At 67.2% G+C, this 16,167-nt stretch carries 16 protein-coding genes; 3 read left to right on the top strand and 13 right to left on the bottom strand.

Annotation, left to right across the window (positions count from 1 at the left end; all coding sequences use genetic code 11):
• Positions 1-5: 5 nt before the first annotated feature.
• From ASE66_RS21950 to ASE66_RS21935, 4 genes are all read right to left on the bottom strand, one after another.
• Positions 6-1,379: a hypothetical protein gene (locus ASE66_RS21950; RefSeq protein ID WP_156412264.1), complete on the bottom strand. Its 1,374-nt coding sequence runs from the start codon at positions 1,377-1,379 to the stop codon at positions 6-8.
• Between the two features lie 208 nt (positions 1,380-1,587).
• Positions 1,588-1,953 carry a type II toxin-antitoxin system VapC family toxin gene (locus ASE66_RS21945; RefSeq protein WP_057191804.1) on the bottom strand — a complete coding sequence of 122 codons (366 nt, stop codon included), beginning with the start codon at positions 1,951-1,953 and terminating at the stop codon, positions 1,588-1,590.
• The gene (locus ASE66_RS21940; RefSeq protein WP_057191959.1) at positions 1,950-2,147 is read right to left on the bottom strand and encodes a type II toxin-antitoxin system VapB family antitoxin; all 198 of its coding nucleotides are present in this window, start codon (positions 2,145-2,147) and stop codon (positions 1,950-1,952) included. The genes ASE66_RS21945 and ASE66_RS21940 overlap by 4 nt, the downstream gene beginning before the upstream one ends.
• Before the next feature lie 73 nt (positions 2,148-2,220).
• A complete protein-coding gene (locus tag ASE66_RS21935; protein ID WP_057191802.1) occupies positions 2,221-3,843 on the bottom strand; it encodes a peptide chain release factor 3 in 1,623 nt (540 codons plus the stop codon).
• 181 nt (positions 3,844-4,024) lie between these two features.
• On the opposite strand from ASE66_RS21935, the gene ASE66_RS21930 reads away from it, so the two are divergent.
• Positions 4,025-5,707, top strand: a complete 1,683-nt coding sequence (locus ASE66_RS21930) for a methyl-accepting chemotaxis protein (RefSeq protein WP_057191801.1) — start codon at positions 4,025-4,027, stop codon at positions 5,705-5,707.
• A 62-nt stretch (positions 5,708-5,769) separates the two neighbouring features.
• Here the strand turns inward: ASE66_RS21930 and ASE66_RS21925 are convergent, their stop codons facing one another.
• From ASE66_RS21925 to ASE66_RS21910, 4 genes are all read right to left on the bottom strand, one after another.
• Positions 5,770-6,531: an ABC transporter permease gene (locus ASE66_RS21925; protein WP_057191800.1), complete on the bottom strand. Its 762-nt coding sequence runs from the start codon at positions 6,529-6,531 to the stop codon at positions 5,770-5,772.
• The gene (locus tag ASE66_RS21920) at positions 6,528-7,454 is read right to left on the bottom strand and encodes an ABC transporter ATP-binding protein (protein ID WP_057191799.1); all 927 of its coding nucleotides are present in this window, start codon (positions 7,452-7,454) and stop codon (positions 6,528-6,530) included. The genes ASE66_RS21925 and ASE66_RS21920 overlap by 4 nt, the downstream gene beginning before the upstream one ends.
• A gap of 293 nt (positions 7,455-7,747) precedes the next feature.
• Positions 7,748-8,248, bottom strand: a complete 501-nt coding sequence (locus tag ASE66_RS21915; protein ID WP_057191798.1) for a hypothetical protein — start codon at positions 8,246-8,248, stop codon at positions 7,748-7,750.
• A gap of 110 nt (positions 8,249-8,358) precedes the next feature.
• Positions 8,359-8,985, bottom strand: a complete 627-nt coding sequence (locus tag ASE66_RS21910; RefSeq protein WP_057191797.1) for a hypothetical protein — start codon at positions 8,983-8,985, stop codon at positions 8,359-8,361.
• Between the two features lie 120 nt (positions 8,986-9,105).
• On the opposite strand from ASE66_RS21910, the gene ASE66_RS21905 reads away from it, so the two are divergent.
• Positions 9,106-10,428: a DUF3422 domain-containing protein gene (locus tag ASE66_RS21905; RefSeq protein WP_082613634.1), complete on the top strand. Its 1,323-nt coding sequence runs from the start codon at positions 9,106-9,108 to the stop codon at positions 10,426-10,428.
• On the opposite strand, the gene ASE66_RS21900 is transcribed toward ASE66_RS21905, so the two are convergent.
• From ASE66_RS21900 to ASE66_RS21880, 5 genes are all read right to left on the bottom strand, one after another.
• Complete coding sequence (locus tag ASE66_RS21900; RefSeq protein WP_057191796.1) at positions 10,425-10,982, bottom strand: L,D-transpeptidase; 558 nt, start codon at positions 10,980-10,982, stop codon at positions 10,425-10,427. The two genes, ASE66_RS21905 and ASE66_RS21900, sit on opposite strands and share 4 nt — an antisense overlap.
• A gap of 65 nt (positions 10,983-11,047) precedes the next feature.
• Positions 11,048-12,283: an FtsX-like permease family protein gene (locus ASE66_RS21895; RefSeq protein WP_057191795.1), complete on the bottom strand. Its 1,236-nt coding sequence runs from the start codon at positions 12,281-12,283 to the stop codon at positions 11,048-11,050.
• Entirely contained in the window at positions 12,280-12,969 is a 690-nt protein-coding gene (locus tag ASE66_RS21890; protein ID WP_200964628.1) for an ABC transporter ATP-binding protein, read from the bottom strand. Before ASE66_RS21890 ends, ASE66_RS21895 begins: the two co-directional genes overlap by 4 nt.
• A 13-nt stretch (positions 12,970-12,982) precedes the next feature.
• A complete protein-coding gene (locus ASE66_RS21885) occupies positions 12,983-13,453 on the bottom strand; it encodes a hypothetical protein (RefSeq protein WP_057191793.1) in 471 nt (156 codons plus the stop codon).
• 20 nt (positions 13,454-13,473) lie between these two features.
• Positions 13,474-15,213, bottom strand: a complete 1,740-nt coding sequence (locus ASE66_RS21880) for an alkaline phosphatase (RefSeq protein WP_057191792.1) — start codon at positions 15,211-15,213, stop codon at positions 13,474-13,476.
• A 258-nt stretch (positions 15,214-15,471) separates the two neighbouring features.
• Here ASE66_RS21880 and ASE66_RS21875 point away from each other — a divergent pair, with 258 nt between their 5' ends.
• The gene (locus tag ASE66_RS21875; protein WP_057191791.1) at positions 15,472-16,107 is read left to right on the top strand and encodes a class I SAM-dependent methyltransferase; all 636 of its coding nucleotides are present in this window, start codon (positions 15,472-15,474) and stop codon (positions 16,105-16,107) included.
• Positions 16,108-16,167: the final 60 nt, after the last annotated feature.

Below are 16,167 nucleotides of genomic sequence, written 5' to 3'. Positions count from 1 at the left end.
ACGCCTCAGCGCCCCTGGCCCGATGCCAGCTGCTGCATGACCTCCGACATCACGACGTCCTTGCCCGCAGCGTAATCGGCGAAGCTTGGCACGATCGTGAGCGCCGGCTGGAGTGCGCCCGCAGGCACGCCGTAGACATAGTTCAGCAGGAAGCAGGTCGTGACCTGCGACAGGCCGCAGCCATGCTCCCAGTCATGGAACGCGGTCGTGTAGCGCACCGCGACCTTCGAATTCGGCAGCAAGGTGAGCCCGCCCTCGCCCCAGAATTGCGAGCGGTCTCCCATCGCCTCGCCGACGAGGATGGCGCGTGGTCCGGCGAAGTGTTTCAGCCTCGCCGCGGTGCTGATCGCCGCCGAGAAGGTGTTGGCGCTGGTCAGGATGAAGAGCTTGCCGTCGGGCGGCAGGAGCTCCGGCAAGCGCCGCGCGAAATCGGCCGTCAACGTATAGTCGCCGCCGGGATTGAAGCGCAGGTCGACGACGGCATTGCGGACGGGTTTGCGCGCCGCTTCATCGAGCAGGTCGGAGAGGTATTTGGCGACGCCGACCGACCCCTGATCGGCGACGCGGTTGATTTGCACATGGAGCAGGTCGGACGCGGGATAGCTGTGCCAGTAATTGGCGTCGAGGCGCGTGAGATAGGCTGGCAACGCGACACCATCGAGCACATGCCCCCACCCTTTCGGCTGCGTCGGACCCAGATTGCCTTTCGGCCATGAAAAGCGAGTCGTAGGCGCGCGCGTGGCCGCCCTGGCAGCAAGTTCGACGAAGGCCACGCGGCCATCGGCCAGGCGGATCTCGAAGCTGCTGCCATTCGCCGTCGCGGCGAGACCGGCCGCGTGCAGCAGCTCCGGCGAGATCAGGAGGTTCGGCGCAAACTCCCGGGCGAGATTGGCGGGACCGCCGACATAGGGGCGCAGCGCCTCGACCAGCGCGATGGTCGCGCGCCCATTCACGCCGAGGATCTGCCCGCCGAGGAGATCGCGCCGCTCCTCGTCCGCCGCAACCACGAACAGCCCGTCGCCGAACCAGCCGAGGCGGATCGGCACGGCGTTGAAGCCGTGGTCGCCGGCGAGCCCGAGCACATTGGAATGGCCGTTATCGGCCAGGGCCACGGCTTTCGCCGCCGCCATGGCCAGGCCGGCTCGGTCGAGATCGCTCGCCCGTGGCTCGAGTGTGGCGATGGCCTGGTCGAACGCCATGCGGCTTTGCGCCGTGAAGCTGCGCTCGACCTCCGGCAGGCGCCGCAGATGCGCCAGATCCTGCAGGTTCCTGTCGCGCTGCGAGGTCGTCGCGGGGAAACTCGCCGCCGGGTACGGCTTCAGCGTCGGATAGAGGATGATGGCGAGCGGGGTCGCGACGAGAGCGAGCAATGCAGCCACGACCACGAGCAGCCTGAGCCCGCGTCGGCGCCACGATCGCCTGGGAATCTCACCGTCTCGTCGCATGGGCCTGACCGGTCCGATCTCCACGGAGGAGCGCCTCACCTTTACGCGCGGGACGGCGCTTGCCCCCATATCGGCAGGGATACACGGCGTCGACGTCAAAAGCCGTCATCTGCGCTCCTGCCAAGCAAGCGGAGGGAAGCCTTCAGTCTTCCTCGGCCGCCACGCCCAGTTGCTCGGCGGCGGCGCGCAAGCGACGATCCCTGGTCCAGAGCGGAGCACCGGCGAGACGCGCGCAGGCGAGGAGATGGACATCGATGTAGCCGATGCCGAGCCCGTATAGTCGCTCACCCTCGATCAGGGCCATGGCCTCCTCATGGAGGGCGACTGGCGCCCGCGGCAGGGCTTCCAGGATTCCGATCACGCTATTTCGTCCTGCCAACGAGCCGAGCGCAATCTCCGCGACGACGAATGGATGAACGAGCACCTGGCCATCGGCGAGGAACTCGACCAGCCGCGGCTCGCCATGTCGAAGATGATCGATCCAGACGGAGCTATCGAGCAGGATCATGCCGTCGGCGAGCGCCTGCGCGGCGCCACGGTCGCTTTCGGATCAGAGCCACCCAGCTTGATCGCCCGCCGTGCCGCCTCACGCTGGATCAAAGCCGCGAGCGCCTCCCGCAGCAGGGTCGAGCGCTCGGTTATGCCGGTATAAGCCTGAGCCTTCTCGACGAGCTCGGCATCGAGGGTCACCGTGGTGCGCATGGCTTTCTCCATCTGCGCATCAAATCTAGTATCAGATGATGCGCAAAGCCATGCGCATGAACCTGCCTCCGGCTCAGCTCCCGGACACCTTCTGATAGTCCTTCACATCGGAGAAATTGATCTCCGGCGCGCGCTCGGCGTCGTATTTCAGGGTGAACTGCGACGAGGCCATGAAGACCGGATCGCCGTCGAGATCATCCGCCATGGACGAGGGCTTGGCGCCGACGAACTTCTGCAGGGCAAGCTTGTCGTCGCTCGATATCCAGCGCGCGATCGCGAACTGGCAGGGCTCGAAATCGACCGGCAGCGAATACTCAGCCTCCATGCGCTCCTTGAGCACGTCGAGCTGCAGCGCGCCGACGACCCCGACGATAGCCGGGGCGCCGTCATGCGGCAGGAAGAGCTGGACCACGCCCTCCTCCGCCATCTGCTGCAAGGCCTCGCGCAGCTTCTTCGCCTTCATCGCGTCCTTGAGCTTGACGCGGCGCAGGATTTCCGGCGCGAAGCTCGGCACGCCGCGGAAGACGATGTCCTCGCCCTCGGTCAGCGTGTCGCCTATGCGCAGCGTGCCGTGGTTCGGCAGGCCGACGATGTCGCCTGCAAAAGCCTCCTCGGCGATCGAACGGTCGCGGGCGAAGAAGAATTGCGGCGCGTTCAGCGGCAGCGGCTTGCCAGTGCGCACCAGCTTGGCCTTCATGCCGCGCGAGAGCTTGCCCGAGCAGACCCGCATGAACGCGATGCGGTCGCGGTGGTTCGGGTCCATGTTCGCCTGGATCTTGAAGACGAAGCCGGTCATTTTCGGCTCGCCCGCCTCGATCGCGCGCTTGTCCGCCTGCTGCGCCCGCGGGCTCGGCGCCAGCTTGCCGAGTGCATCGATCAGATCGCGCACGCCATAATCGCGCAGCGCCGCACCGAAATAGACCGGCGTCAGATGGCCCTCGCGGAAGGCTTCGAGATCGAAGGGCTTGCAGCCCTCACGCGCCAGGAAGACTTCTTCGCGGAAAGTGTCGACGGCTCCATTGGGCAGCAACTCGTCGAAGAGCTTGTCGTCCTCGCCGTCGACCGCCTGGCCGGCATCGCTCTCGTCGCCCTTCTGGTTGCGGCGCAGCGTATTGGAGGCAAGGTCGAGCGTGCCGACGAACTCGCGCCCGCGCCCGACCGGCCAGGTCATCGGCGCGACGTCGAGCGCCAGCGTCGTCTCGATCTCGTTGAGCAGGTCGAAGGGATCGCGCGTCTCGCGATCGACCTTGTTGATGAAGGTGACGATCGGGATGTCTCTGAGACGGCAGACCTCGAACAGCTTCTTGGTGCGCGCCTCGATGCCCTTGGCGGCGTCGATCACCATCACCGCCGAATCGACGGCGGTCAGCGTGCGATAGGTATCTTCCGAGAAGTCTTCGTGGCCCGGCGTGTCGAGCAGGTTGAAGACGCGCCCGTCATATTCGAAGGTCATCACCGAGGTGACGACCGAGATGCCGCGCTGGCGCTCGATCTTCATCCAGTCGGAGGAAGTCTGGCGCCGGCCCGCCTTTGCGCGCACCTCGCCGGCGAGTTGGATCGCGCCGCCGAAATAGAGCAGCTTCTCGGTCAGCGTGGTCTTGCCCGCGTCCGGGTGCGAGATGATGGCGAAGGTCCGCCGGCGCGCATGGGGCGCCGCGGCGGCCGCCGGGTTGTCGAAGGTCGAAAGATCGGTCATGGCGTGGTCAAGACAGGATGCCGCCGTCCGAGTCAATCGGGCGAAGCATCATCGCGACGTCCCGGTCCGCGTGCGCATGGCCTGCGTTCCAACGCAAATTTAACCGGACCATGCTTTTATGGGCGCTGGGTTCCCAGCTGCGCACCGTGACCAAGCCGCGGCCTGCCGTTTCGCGACAAAGATGGCCACGCCACGCACCATCTCGAGCCAGATCCTCGCTGCGATATCGCTTCTCGTCATAGCAGCCGCCTTGGCGATCGGCCTCGGCGTCCATAGCCTCGGGCAATACGCCAGGGTGACGCAGGAGATGCAGGCGGCCTCGCGCCGCTCCAGCGTCGCCGAGCGGGTCAACGGCCTGGTGAACGCCTCCGTGATGGAATCGCGCGGCATCTACATGAGCGCCGACAGCACCGGGGCCGAGCGCTTCGCGCCTCTCCTGCTGCAGGGGCTCGCCGAGATCGATATCCTGATGGACGAATGGCGCCTGCTGATCGACGAGCAGGACCGCGCCGCCTTCGCTGCCGTCGACACCAGCATGCGGGAATTCATCCGCTTCCGCCGCGAGATCGTCCGTCTCGGGCGCGACGGTTCGATCGCCGCCGCACGCGCGCTCGGAGACGACGAGGCCAATCGCAATGCGCGAAAGGCGTTGAACGAGGCGCTGAAGCGCCTCGCCGCCAGCGACGCCGCCCGTAGCGATGCGATCGGGACCGGGCTCGCCATATTGCAGCGCGACAGCGCCGACCTGCAGATCGGCCTCGGCACCCTGCTGATCCTGATCGGCCTCGCCCTCACCTTGCTGGTCGTGAACCGGCGCGTCGCCCGGCCCCTGCAGACACTGGCGACGACGATGCGCAGCCTGGCCGATGCCGAGCCGATCACGGCCGTGCCGCTGGTCCAGCGTCAGGACGAGATCGGCGACATGGCGCGGGCCGTCGAGGTCTTCCGCGATCACGCCCGCGCCCGCGGGACGCTCGAAGCCGCCGCGACGCAAGCCGAAGCCGGCCGCGCCGCGCGCCAGCAGCGGATCGCCGAAATCGTCGCCGCCTTCGACGCAAGGCTCGCCGATGCGCTGGAGACCGTCGAGACCGGCGCCCATACGCTCGAAGGCGCAGCGCGGGCGGTGAGCGAGATCGCCAGCGCCCGCACCATGCAGATCGACGGGGCACAGAACGCCTCGCAGGATGCATCCGGCAAAGTCCAGCACGTCGCGGCCGCGGCCGAAGAACTGTCGAGCTCGATCGCCGAGATCGCCGAGCGCGTGACGCGGGCGAGTGCGATGGTCAACAGTGCCGCAGACGATGCACAGGGCGTGAGCCGGCGCGTCGATGGCCTGGCGCGTGCTTCCGAACGCATCGTCAACGTCATCGACCTGATCCGCGACATCGCCGAGCAGACCAATCTGCTGGCGCTCAACGCGACGATCGAGGCCGCTCGCGCCGGCGAGGCCGGGCGCGGTTTTGCCGTCGTCGCCACCGAGGTCAAGACATTGGCCAGCCGCACCGCCGAAGCGACGAACGCGATCGCCCGCCAGATCGGGACCTTCCATGGCGAGGCCACCGACGCCGTCAACGCGATCAGCGCCATCGCAGCGACGATCACCGAAGTCTCGCAGCATACCAGCGCCATCGCCGCCGCGACCGAGCAGCAGAAGAGCACGACCTCGGAAATCGCCCGCAACGCCCAGGCGACGGCCGATGGCGCCGCAACCGCCGCCATGGCGCTCGACAGCCTCGCCGCGGCCTCCGGCGAGGCGACCGGCGCCGCTTCCGACACGCTGCGCACCGCCGAGAACCTGGCGCGCGAGGCCGAAGCGCTGCGCGGCGCCGTCGCGACCTTCTTTGGCCAGATCAAGGCCGCCTGAAACGCCCGCGAGACGGTTTCACCGATCAGGTTGTGCCAACCTGATCGGATCCGGCTCGGGTTTCAGTTCTTCAGCCGGTAGCCGGTCTTGAAGATCCAGGCGATCACCGCGATGCAGGCGCCGAGGAAGACCAGTGTCATGGCGAGACTGACTTCGATGCCGACATCGGCGACGCCGTTGAAGCTCCAGCGGAAGCCGCTGATCAGGTAGACCACCGGATTGAAAAGCGTCACCGCGCGCCAGAACGGCGGCAGCATGTCGATCGAGTAGAACGAGCCGCCAAGGAAGGTCAGCGGCGTGATGATCAGCAGCGGGATCGCCTGCAATTTCTCGAAGCCGTCGGCCCAGACGCCGATGATGAAGCCGAACAGGCTGAAAGTTGCCGCCGTCAGGATCAGGAAGAGCAGCATCCAGACCGGATGGGCGATCTTCAGCGGCACGAACAGGAAGGCGGTGGCGAGGATGATCAGCCCGAGGATCACCGATTTCGTCGCCGCCGCCGCGACATAGGCGAAGACCGCCTCCCACCAGGCGACCGGCGCCGACAGTAGCTCGAAGATCGTGCCGACGAATTTCGGGAAATAGATCGCGAAGGAGGCGTTGGCGATGCTCTGGGTCAGCAGCGAGAGCATGACCAGGCCGGGCACGATGAAAGCGCCATAGGGCACGCCGTCGATAGCGCCCATATGCGAGCCGATCGCCGCGCCGAAGACGACGAAATAGAGCGAGGTCGAGATCACCGGCGAGAGGATGCTCTGCAGCGGCGTACGCCAGGTGCGGGCCATCTCGAAACGGTAGATCGCCTTGATTGCGTGCAGGTTCATGCGTTCGCCCTCAGCAGGCCGACGAAGATGTCCTCGAGCGAGGACTGGCTGGTGCGCAGGTCGCTGAAGCGGATGCCGGCGTCGGCGAGATCCTTCATCAAGGCGGTGATGCCGGTGCGCTCGGCCTTGGTGTCGTAGGTGTAGACCAGTTCCTCGCCCTCGGCCTGGAGCGTCAGGCCGTAACCGGCCAACGCTTCAGGTACCGCAGCGAGCGGCGTCTGGAGGTGCAGGGTGAGCTGCTTCTGGCCGAGCTTGCGCATCAGCTCGGCCTTCTCCTCGACCAGGATGATCTCGCCCTTGCTGATCACGCCGACCCGGTCGGCCATCTCCTCGGCCTCCTCGATATAGTGCGTGGTCAGGATGATGGTGACGCCGCTCTCCTGCAGCCGCCGCACCAGTTTCCACATGTCCTGGCGGAGCTCGACGTCGACGCCTGCGGTCGGTTCGTCGAGAAAAAGGATCTGGGGTTCGTGCGCCAGCGCCTTGGCGATCAGCACGCGCCGCTTCATGCCGCCCGACAGCGTCATGATCTTGCTGTCGCGCTTGTCCCAGAGCGAGAGGTCGCGCAGCACCTGCTCGACGACCGCCGGATTCTTCGGCTTGCCGAACAGGCCTCGGCTGAAGCTCACCGTCGCCCACACCGTCTCGAAGGCGTCGGTGGTCAGCTCCTGCGGCACGAGGCCGATCCGGCTGCGCGCGGCGCGGTAGTCGCGGATGATGTCGTGGCCATCGGCGAGGACCGTGCCGGTGCTCGGATTGACGATGCCACAGACGATGCTGATCAGCGTCGTCTTGCCGGCGCCGTTGGGTCCGAGCAGGGCGAAGATCTCGCCGCGCCGGATGTCGAGGTCGACGGTTTTCAGTGCCTGGAAGCCCGAAGCATAGGTCTTCGACAGGCCGGATATCTGGATGATCGGTTGCATGGGCGAACGCTATACTCGCAGCACGGCAAAGGGATGAAGCGGGATGGTGCCGTTTCGCCCTGCCGGCACGACATCCCGCGAAACAAGAATGGCCGGGCGAGCCCGGCCATAGCAAGTCCTTCTACCAGTTCCTGTCAGCGCATGAAGAACCAGAGCAGGATAATGATCGGGATCGGAATGCCGACCAGCCACAGAATGATCGAACGCATCGACGCTAACCCCTTGATTGTCATCGGGTGAAGATGACGGGACAACGTCGCGGACCGGCCGGCGGTTCCACCGCCGGCGCCATCTCATTTATAGGCGATGCTGTCGATGATCCCCTTCATCGCCGCATCATGCTCCTTGTGGCCGTCGAGCGAGGCCCAATAGGTCATCATGATGATCTTGCCGCTCGCCACGTTCGGATTGATCGCGACGTAGCGGATCAGCGAGTCGCCGTCCTTGCTCTTGGCCTTGAGCTCGGTGAACGACCAGGCCTTGCCCTTGACCTCCTGCTTCACCGTCTCGGAGGCGCCGGTGACGGTCACGCCTTCCTTCTCGAAATAGCTGTTGTGCTCCTTCTGCAGAGTGTCGAGCTCGCCGGGCGCGATCAGCTCGAACCAGAGATAGATCTCCTCGTCCGGCGTCTTGATCTCGACGCCGCGCTTGATCTTCGCCGTCGTCCAGGAGTCCGGGACCGTGACCACCGCGATCGGGTCGGCATCGGTGATCTGGAGCGCGCCGGCCAAGCCGGGCGAACCGCTGAAACCGGCGAGCGCAAAGGCGAGCGCGAGGACGGTCTTCCGCAACATGAGCTTTCCCCCGGGATCGGCCAGGCCATGCGCCCCTGCGCGCGCCGCGATCCGCCAGGCGCAAGGGTGTGCCACAGTCCGTGGGGATGACAAGGCGGGCTCCCTGGCTTTCAGGCCATCTCGGCAGCGCTCGGATGCCAGAGAGGTTGATAGCCGTTCACAAGCGCGGTCAGCGACGACGGCGGCGTGACGACGGAAACCTGCCCGGCCGGGCGCGGCCGGCTCGCGACATAGCCTGAGGGCGACCAGAGCAGGGCCTTGGAGCCGCGCAGAGCGAGGAACTCGCCCTCGGGCGTGACGATCATCGCCCCGTCCGGCAGGTTCTCCGCCGGCAGCCGATGCAGGCGCTTTTCCCTGCCGTCGCGCCGCTCGCGATCGAGCCGCTCGTCGATCACAGGAAAAAGCGGCACCTCGGTGAGACCGAGTCCGTTGACCAACGCTGCCCGGTAAGCATGCGCATCGGCACGCCGGCATTCGACGCAAGGGCGATGCCCGGCGGCAAGCGCCGTCACCTCGTCGCAGAAGAACAGCTCGGTGTAATAGCGGCCCCAGACATCACGCTGCCGGCCCTTGAACGAGAGCACGCAGCAGATCCACTGCTTGGTCGCGAACAGCCGCATCGGCAGCGCCTGCGTCGCCGGGTCGTGGAACTTGCCGCCGCGATTGCCGAACAGGAGACCCCGCGCCGGATCGGCGAAGAGCGAGCCATCGGGGCGGATGCGATTGGGCAGTGGCATGGGCGAAACCTAGGCAGCAACGGCGCCGGATCATGTCACCAGTGCACTGCCCTTGCGACACCGTGCCCGACTCGCGGCGCACTGCGCTTTCCGGCAAGCTTCCAATCGCGTGAAAGCCGAATGGCGCGCGCAAAGGGGCAGGACAACATGGACCGGATCACCGAAAACGGCGCGCCGACGCTGGTCGCACACCCGTCGCGCGGCGCCATCCTCGGCGAGATCCATGCCCGCCCCTTCGCAGCCCTGTCGACGCCGCAGCGGCTGCTGCATTTCGCCTTCATGACCGATCAGGCGCAGGCCGCCGCCGATCGCGAGGCGCTGGCCCGCTTCTGTGCCGAGCGCGGCGTACCCGGCCCGGCCGAGGGCGCCAAGCATCATCGTACGAGGCTCGGTGAGGCCAGCCTGCGCTGGGAACAGCACAGCGAGTTCACCACCTACACCTGGGAACTGCCCTCCCCCGGCACGATCCCCTTCCTGCCGTCGACCACCGTCCTGCCGCACGGCATGCACGCCCTGCCGCAGCCCGGGCCGCATCTGGTGGCTGTCGACCTGCATTTGCTGCCCGAAGTGGCTGCCCCCGATCCCGGACCATTATTCGACCCGGCGAGCCTCGCCGCCTCGCTGGTCGATGGCGAGGCGGCCATCACCGCGACCGATTTCCGCGCCGGCGCCGACGGCTTCGTGCGCATCCTGGTGCTCGACCGGGCGCTCACCCCGGCACGGGCCGGCGCGCTGGCGCAGCGGTTGTTGGAGGTCGAGACCTATCGCGTGCTGGCGCTGCTTGGCCTGCCGGAGGCGCACCGCCTCGCGCCCTCCGTGCGCCGAACCGAGGAGGTGCTGGTCCGCATCGCCGGCACGATGATGCAGACCGACGGGCTCGCCGCCGACAATGCCCTGCTCGACGAGATGACGGCGATCGCCGCGACGATGGAGTCGGAAGCAGCCTCGGCGAACTATCGCTTCGGCGCCAGCCGCGCCTATGACAGCATCGTCGGCCAGCGGCTGGAGGCGATCGGCGAGGCGCCCTATGGCGGCTGGCCGACCATCGCCGCCTTCCTGTCGCGGCGGATGGCGCCGGCGATGCGCACCTGCCAGATGCTGCAGCAGCGCCAGCTCGACCTGTCGCGACGGCTCGCCCGTGCCGCCAATCTCCTGCGCACCCGCGTCGATGTCGCGCTCGAACAGCAGAACCGTGACCTGCTCGCGGCGATGAACGATCGCACGCGATTGCAACTACGCCTGCAGCAGACGGTCGAAGGGCTCTCGGTCGCGGCGATCGGCTATTACATCGTCAGCCTGTTCGGCTATCTCGCCAAGGGCGCCAAGGATGCCGGTTACCTGCCGATCGATGTCGGTATCGCGACCGCCTTGTTCGTGCCGGTCGCGATCCTCGGCGTTTGGCTGATGGTCCGGCGCATCAGGCGCGGCCACAGCGACAGCTAGCGCTGCACGATGACCTTGGTGCCCGGCCTGACGCGATCATAGAGATCCGTCACATCGCGATTGGTCATCCGGATGCAGCCCGACGAGACCGCGGCCCCGATCGTGTCGGGCTCATTCGAGCCATGGATGCGGTAGAGGCTCGATCCGAGATAGATCGCCCGCGCGCCGAGCGGGTTCTCCATCCCGCCTTCCATGTAGCGCGGCAGGTCGGGGCGGCGTTTCAGCATCGCCGCGGGCGGGCGCCAGTCCGGCCATTCGCGCTTGCGCGTGACGGTCTTGGTTCCCGACCAGCTGAAGCCCTGCCGGCCGACGCCGACGCCATAGCGGATGGCCTGCCCGTGCCCGAGCACGTAGTAGAGCCGCCGCTGGCTGGTCGAGACGACCACCGTGCCGGGCGCCTGCTTGCCGCTCCAGGCCACGGTCTGGCGTGGCACCGGCTGTTCGCTGAAGATGTTGAGGAAGTCCGCGAGCCCGCGGCTGATCGGATTGGAATAGGCCGACGCAGGCGTGGCGAAGGCGAGAATCGTGGCAGTCAGAATAATGGCGCGTAGCATGATGATCCCTGCAACGCCCCCCGCCGGGATTTAACCGGAAGAGGCAAAGCGGGGTCAACCCCGGATCAGCCGCGCAACCCTGCCGTGATCGAGCGGCGATAGGACAGCGCCGCCGGAATGAGCGCCGCCAGCGAGCCGAGCAGCAGGATCAGCCCGACCTGTGACAGCTCCGCCGAGCCGAGCGCGAAAGAGAGCCTGAGGCCCGTCCGCGCCTCGAACAGGCCGGAGACCGCGAGCGTCGCGGCCGCCCCTAGCCCAAGGCCGAGCGCACACCCCGCCGCGACCAACCCGGCCATACCGAGCCAGACCACCATCAGCACATAAGCGCGTGGCGCACCGAGCGCCCGCAGCACCGCGTAGCGACGGCGCCTGAGGCCGGTCACGGCGACGAGCAGCAGGAAAATCGCCGCCAGGATCAGCACGGCATTGAGCAGCGAGGCGACGCTGAGCACCTGCCCGACATCACCGAGCGTGCGGTAGAACCCGACCAGCACCTCGGCCGGGAAGAAGGCCATGGTGCCGCCCTGCCGATAGCGCGCCCGGAGCGCATAAGCGTCGGCGACGCCCTTCGGCTTCACCACCAGCGCCGGCACGCCGGGAATGCGCTGGCCGTCGAAGGGCGGCCCGAGCGCAGCGCCCTCGCCGGCATGGCCGTTGCCGAGCCCGTGTACCTCCCAGACGCTCTCGACCGGCACCAGGATCGCCCGGTCGAAGGGCGAGCCCAGCCGCGGCAGGCGGCCGACCGCGACATAGGCGTGACCCTCATGACGATGGCTCGCCTCTTCGGCATCGGCGAAGCCGCGCTTGGGCCAATGCCCGGCGATGGCGTGCGACGGCTCGATGCTCTCGCCGAGCTTGTAGGTGACGTCGGCGCCGAGCACGGCCTCGCCCTCGCGCGCGAACAGGCGCCCCTCGCGCGGCTGCAGGCGGCCCCAGCGGCTGGCAAAGCCAAGCGTCGTGCCGATCACCGGATGGCCGCGGGCGATGTCGCCGAAGGCGAGCGGCGCGACGGCGGCGACGCGCGGGTCGCGGGAAAGTTCATTGAGCAGGCGCCCGTCGATCAGCGGCAGCGCCTCGGGCTGCAGGTAGATCGCCGACATCACAAGTTGCGTCTGGCTGCCGGGCGCGCCGATCAGCAGGTCGAAATCATCGGCCGCCCGGGCCGAGGCCTGACGCAACGCCCGCTCCTGCGCGCCGATGGCGACGCCGATCGCCACCGCCAGCGCGACCAGCGCCATGATCGCCGCGGCGGTCCAGCGCAGCGCTCGGAGGTCGGCGATGACCATCGGCAGCGGGTTCATGCCGCGTCCCTCAGGAGGAGCGGCCCCTCGCCGATCGCTGCGACATGCTGCATCCGCGCCAGCAGCGCCTGGTCATGCGAAGCGCAGAGCAGCGTCGCGCCGCTCTCGGCCGCGATCTCAACCAGCAGGGCCCCGACCTCGGCCGCATGCGCCGGGTCGAGGCTCGCCGTCGGCTCATCGGCGAGGATCAGCGCCGGCGCGTTGAACAAAGCCCGCGCGATCGCGACGCGCTGCTGCTCGCCACGCGAGAGCACCGCGGCGCGCCGGCGCAGATCGTTGAGGCCCATGCGCCCGGCGAGTGCGGTGGCGCGCGCGACCTGGCTTTCCGTCCGCCGCCAACCCGAAAAGCTCGCCGGCAGGGTGATGTTGGCGAGCACGTCGAGCTCGGGCACGAGATGGAAATCCTGGAAGACGAAGCCGACCGTCTCGCGCCGCCAGCGGTCGCGCGCCACACCCGGTATCGAGGAGACCGCGACATCGCCCCAGCCAACGCTGCCGGCATCAGGCGAGAACAGCCCGGCGGCGAGATGCAGAAGCGAGGTCTTGCCCGAACCGGATGGGCCGCGCAGGCCTATCAGCGCGCCGGGAGGCACGGTGAATTCGGGGATGTCGAGCACGCGAAAAGGCCGCCCGTCACCGTCGCGATGGTCGACCTGCACACCGGAAAACCGCAAGGGCCGGGCCACGCCGGGCTGCCACTCAAACGCTGTGGAAACCGGCATCGACGAGCCTGATCTGGCTGACGAAGCCGGTCTCGGCATCGGTCGAGGAGCCGATCTCGAGCCGGCCGCTGACCGCGACCTTCTGGCCGGCACTGACCATCGGCGTCGCCGCGCGCATGAACACCACGACGATGTCGACCGGCCAGTCGGCATCCGACTGGCAGAACGGGCAGATCGCCAGCGGCTCGCGCGTCAGCACGAAGAAATGGCTCTCCGGCTTCAGCGGCGGCGCCATGTAGCCGGTGATCCGGACCGGCTTGCCGCGCAGCGAGGTCGCCCGGTCGGAGAACTGGAAGCCGAGCACGCCGAAGGATTTGTAGAGGCCGTCGAAGGTCAATGTCTCCACCTCCGCCGCGAACGCGCGCAGCGAGACGGGCAACGCCGCGAGCCCCGTGAGGAGCCCGCGGCGGGAAAGCGTCGGGAGCAGGTGCGGCCGATGCGAGATCATGCGTCCTGCTCGATCATAGGTCACTTGCCGCCGAGGGCCAGCGCTTCCGCCATGACGCGGAAGACGAAGGTGTTCGGCTTGTGGCCGCGGAAGCGCTCGGCGCCCGGGCCCATCGCAGTGAGCAGCACGTCGTCGGCCGCGTGGACACCGGAGTTGGCGTCGAAGGGCAGGTTGCCCTGCTTGCGGGTGGCGAGCGGACCGGTGCAGTCCTTCTCGTTGGCGACGTTGGTCTTGCCGTCCGGGCCCTTCACAGCCGGGACGCGCTCGCCATCGAGATAGGGCCGGCCGGTGTCGCAGGTGTCGGGATAGCTGCCGAAGGCGACGGCGAGGCGGCGCGAGGTGTCGAGCTTGGTCGGGTAGCCGTCGGCATCGCGCGGACCGTAATTCGGCGGCAGCGACTCGTTGTAGGTGCCGAGCTTGTCGCGCAGCAGCTGGCCGGGGCGATCGTCGTCATAGGTACCGATGATCGAGATCGGATGGGCGTGGTCCGGCACGACGATGATCAGCGTATCGTTGCGATCGCCGGCGAAGTCCTTGGCCGCCTTGACCGCATTGTCGAGCATGATCGTGTCGAACACCGCGCGCTCCCAGTCGAGCGAGTGGCTGTATTTGTCGATGCGGGCCGATTCCACCATCAGGAAGAAGCCGTCCTGCGCGCCCTTCAGCATCTCGAGCGCAGCCTTGGTCTGCTCGACGACATCCGGCTGGTCCGGGAACTTCGAGATCGAGCCCTTCTTGGCTAGGCGCAGGTCGAAGGCGCCGTCGATGTTCGAGGTGTTGTAGAGGCCGAGCATCTTCTTGGCGCCGCCGGCGACCGCAGCGTTCATCTCGGTCTTGGTGGTGGCGAGCGCGTAGCCCGCGTCCTTGAACTTGGCGATGAAGTCGAGGTCGTCGGTGCGCTTGGTGCCGGGCGTCGACTTCGGCAGGAAGTTCGGCGAACCGCCGCCCATGATCACGTCGGGCTGCACGTCGAAGAACATCTTGACGATGTCGTTGAAGTCAGAGCGGCGGCGGGTATGGGCGACCATCGAGGCCGGCGTCGCATCCTCGATCTCGGAATTGGTGACGACGCCGATCGCCATGCCGGCGCGCTTGCGCTTGATCACCTCGGAGATCGTCTCGACCTTGGGATGGTCGAGCGTCAGCGCGTTCTTGGCGCAATAGATGCCGAGCGCGTTGACACAGGATTTGTGGCCGGTGGTGTAGGCGCTGGCGGAGTTGGCGCTGTCGGTGACGATCGAGTCGGTGCCCGAGGTCGAGATCAGCGCCATGTTCGGCATGTCGTCGATGGCGAGTTCGCCGCCATAGAGGCCCTGCTCCCAGCCCTTCGACAGGATGCGGGCAGCGGTGCGATGCGCGACCGACATGCGGTCGCCGACGAAGAGGATGACGTTCTTGGCGCGCCGTTCCGGGGTCGCGTAGACATTCCAGTTGACGGTCGCCTTGTCGCTGCCCTGCGTCGCCTCGATGACGTACTGGCCGGCCGGCAGCTGGGCGCCGCGCAGCCAGAGCGCCGAGTGCTTCTGGCCTTCCTCGCTCTGGACGAACTGGGCCTCGCGGCCGAAGGCCTCGTTCACCGGCTTGCCGTTGATCGTGACCTTGACGTCGGCCGAGACCGGCGCGTTCGGAAACTCGACCTTGAAGTCGAAGCGCGAGCCTTCGAGGATCTCGGCGCGGTTCAGCGGATAGATGGTCTGCGCCGTCGCCGGCGCCACGCTGGCGAGCATCGCCGCCGCCATCAGCCAAGTTCGCTTCTGCATGATACCTCTCCGCCCCAGTGAAACCCGGTGGCCGGTCCGTTAGGCGCGCGAGATGACACTATGATTACTGCCTGGCCAAGCGCATTGTAATATTATAACAGTACAGTGCGATGAAGGCCTGCTGCTTGAACCTGCCGAACAGTCAGGTCATCTCTCGGCAACAAAGACTGTGTGACGTCGCGGCCTGCCTCGCAAGCCGAGGGCTTACGAACCATACCAGCTCCGATGCCGAGCCGCCGCGCAGAATGGGGACACGGGATGAGCACAGCGAGCGATGCCGGGTTCTGGGACCGGTCGTCACGAAAATATGCCAAGTCGCCGATCTCCGACCAGGCCGGATATGAGCGCACCCTGGAGCGGACCCGCGCCCTGTTGAAGCCGGACGACACGGTGCTGGAACTCGGCTGCGGAACCGGGACGACGGCGCTGCGGCTCGCAAGCGAGGTCACAAGCTATCTCGCGACGGACCTCTCCGCCGGAATGATCGCCATCGCCGAGGAGAAGCGCGCAGCCAGCCCGATTGCGGGACTTGCCTTCCGCGCCGCGACGGCGGAAGCACTCGCGTTCGAGCCGGCCCGGTTCGATGCGGTTCTCGGCTTCAATTATCTTCATCTGCTGCGCGACCTGCCCGGCACGCTGCGCAGCATCCATACACTGCTCGCCCCGGGCGGGCTGTTCATCTCGAAGACGGCCTGTCTCGGTGATATGAACCCGCTCATCCGGCTTGCCTTGCCGATGGCGCGCGCCCTCGGAAAGGCGCCCTATGTCAGCGTCTTCCGGGCGCCGGATCTGAAGCAGCTCGTATCGGCCGCGGGCTTCGACATCCTCTGCGCGGAAGGCCATGCGAGCCGGGGCAGGGACGCCCGTCCCTATCTCGTGGCGCGCAAGACGTAACCGCAACGGCCCAATGACAGGGACCAATCCGCAGCGACCCGCGTTTCGATCCGAAAGGCT

This window comes from Allobosea sp. Root483D1 (assembly GCF_001429505.1).
Classification (GTDB): Bacteria; Pseudomonadota; Alphaproteobacteria; order Rhizobiales; family Beijerinckiaceae; genus Allobosea.
The sequence above is the reverse complement of the archived record's forward strand: the minus strand, read 5'-3'. Positions and strand labels throughout refer to the sequence as shown.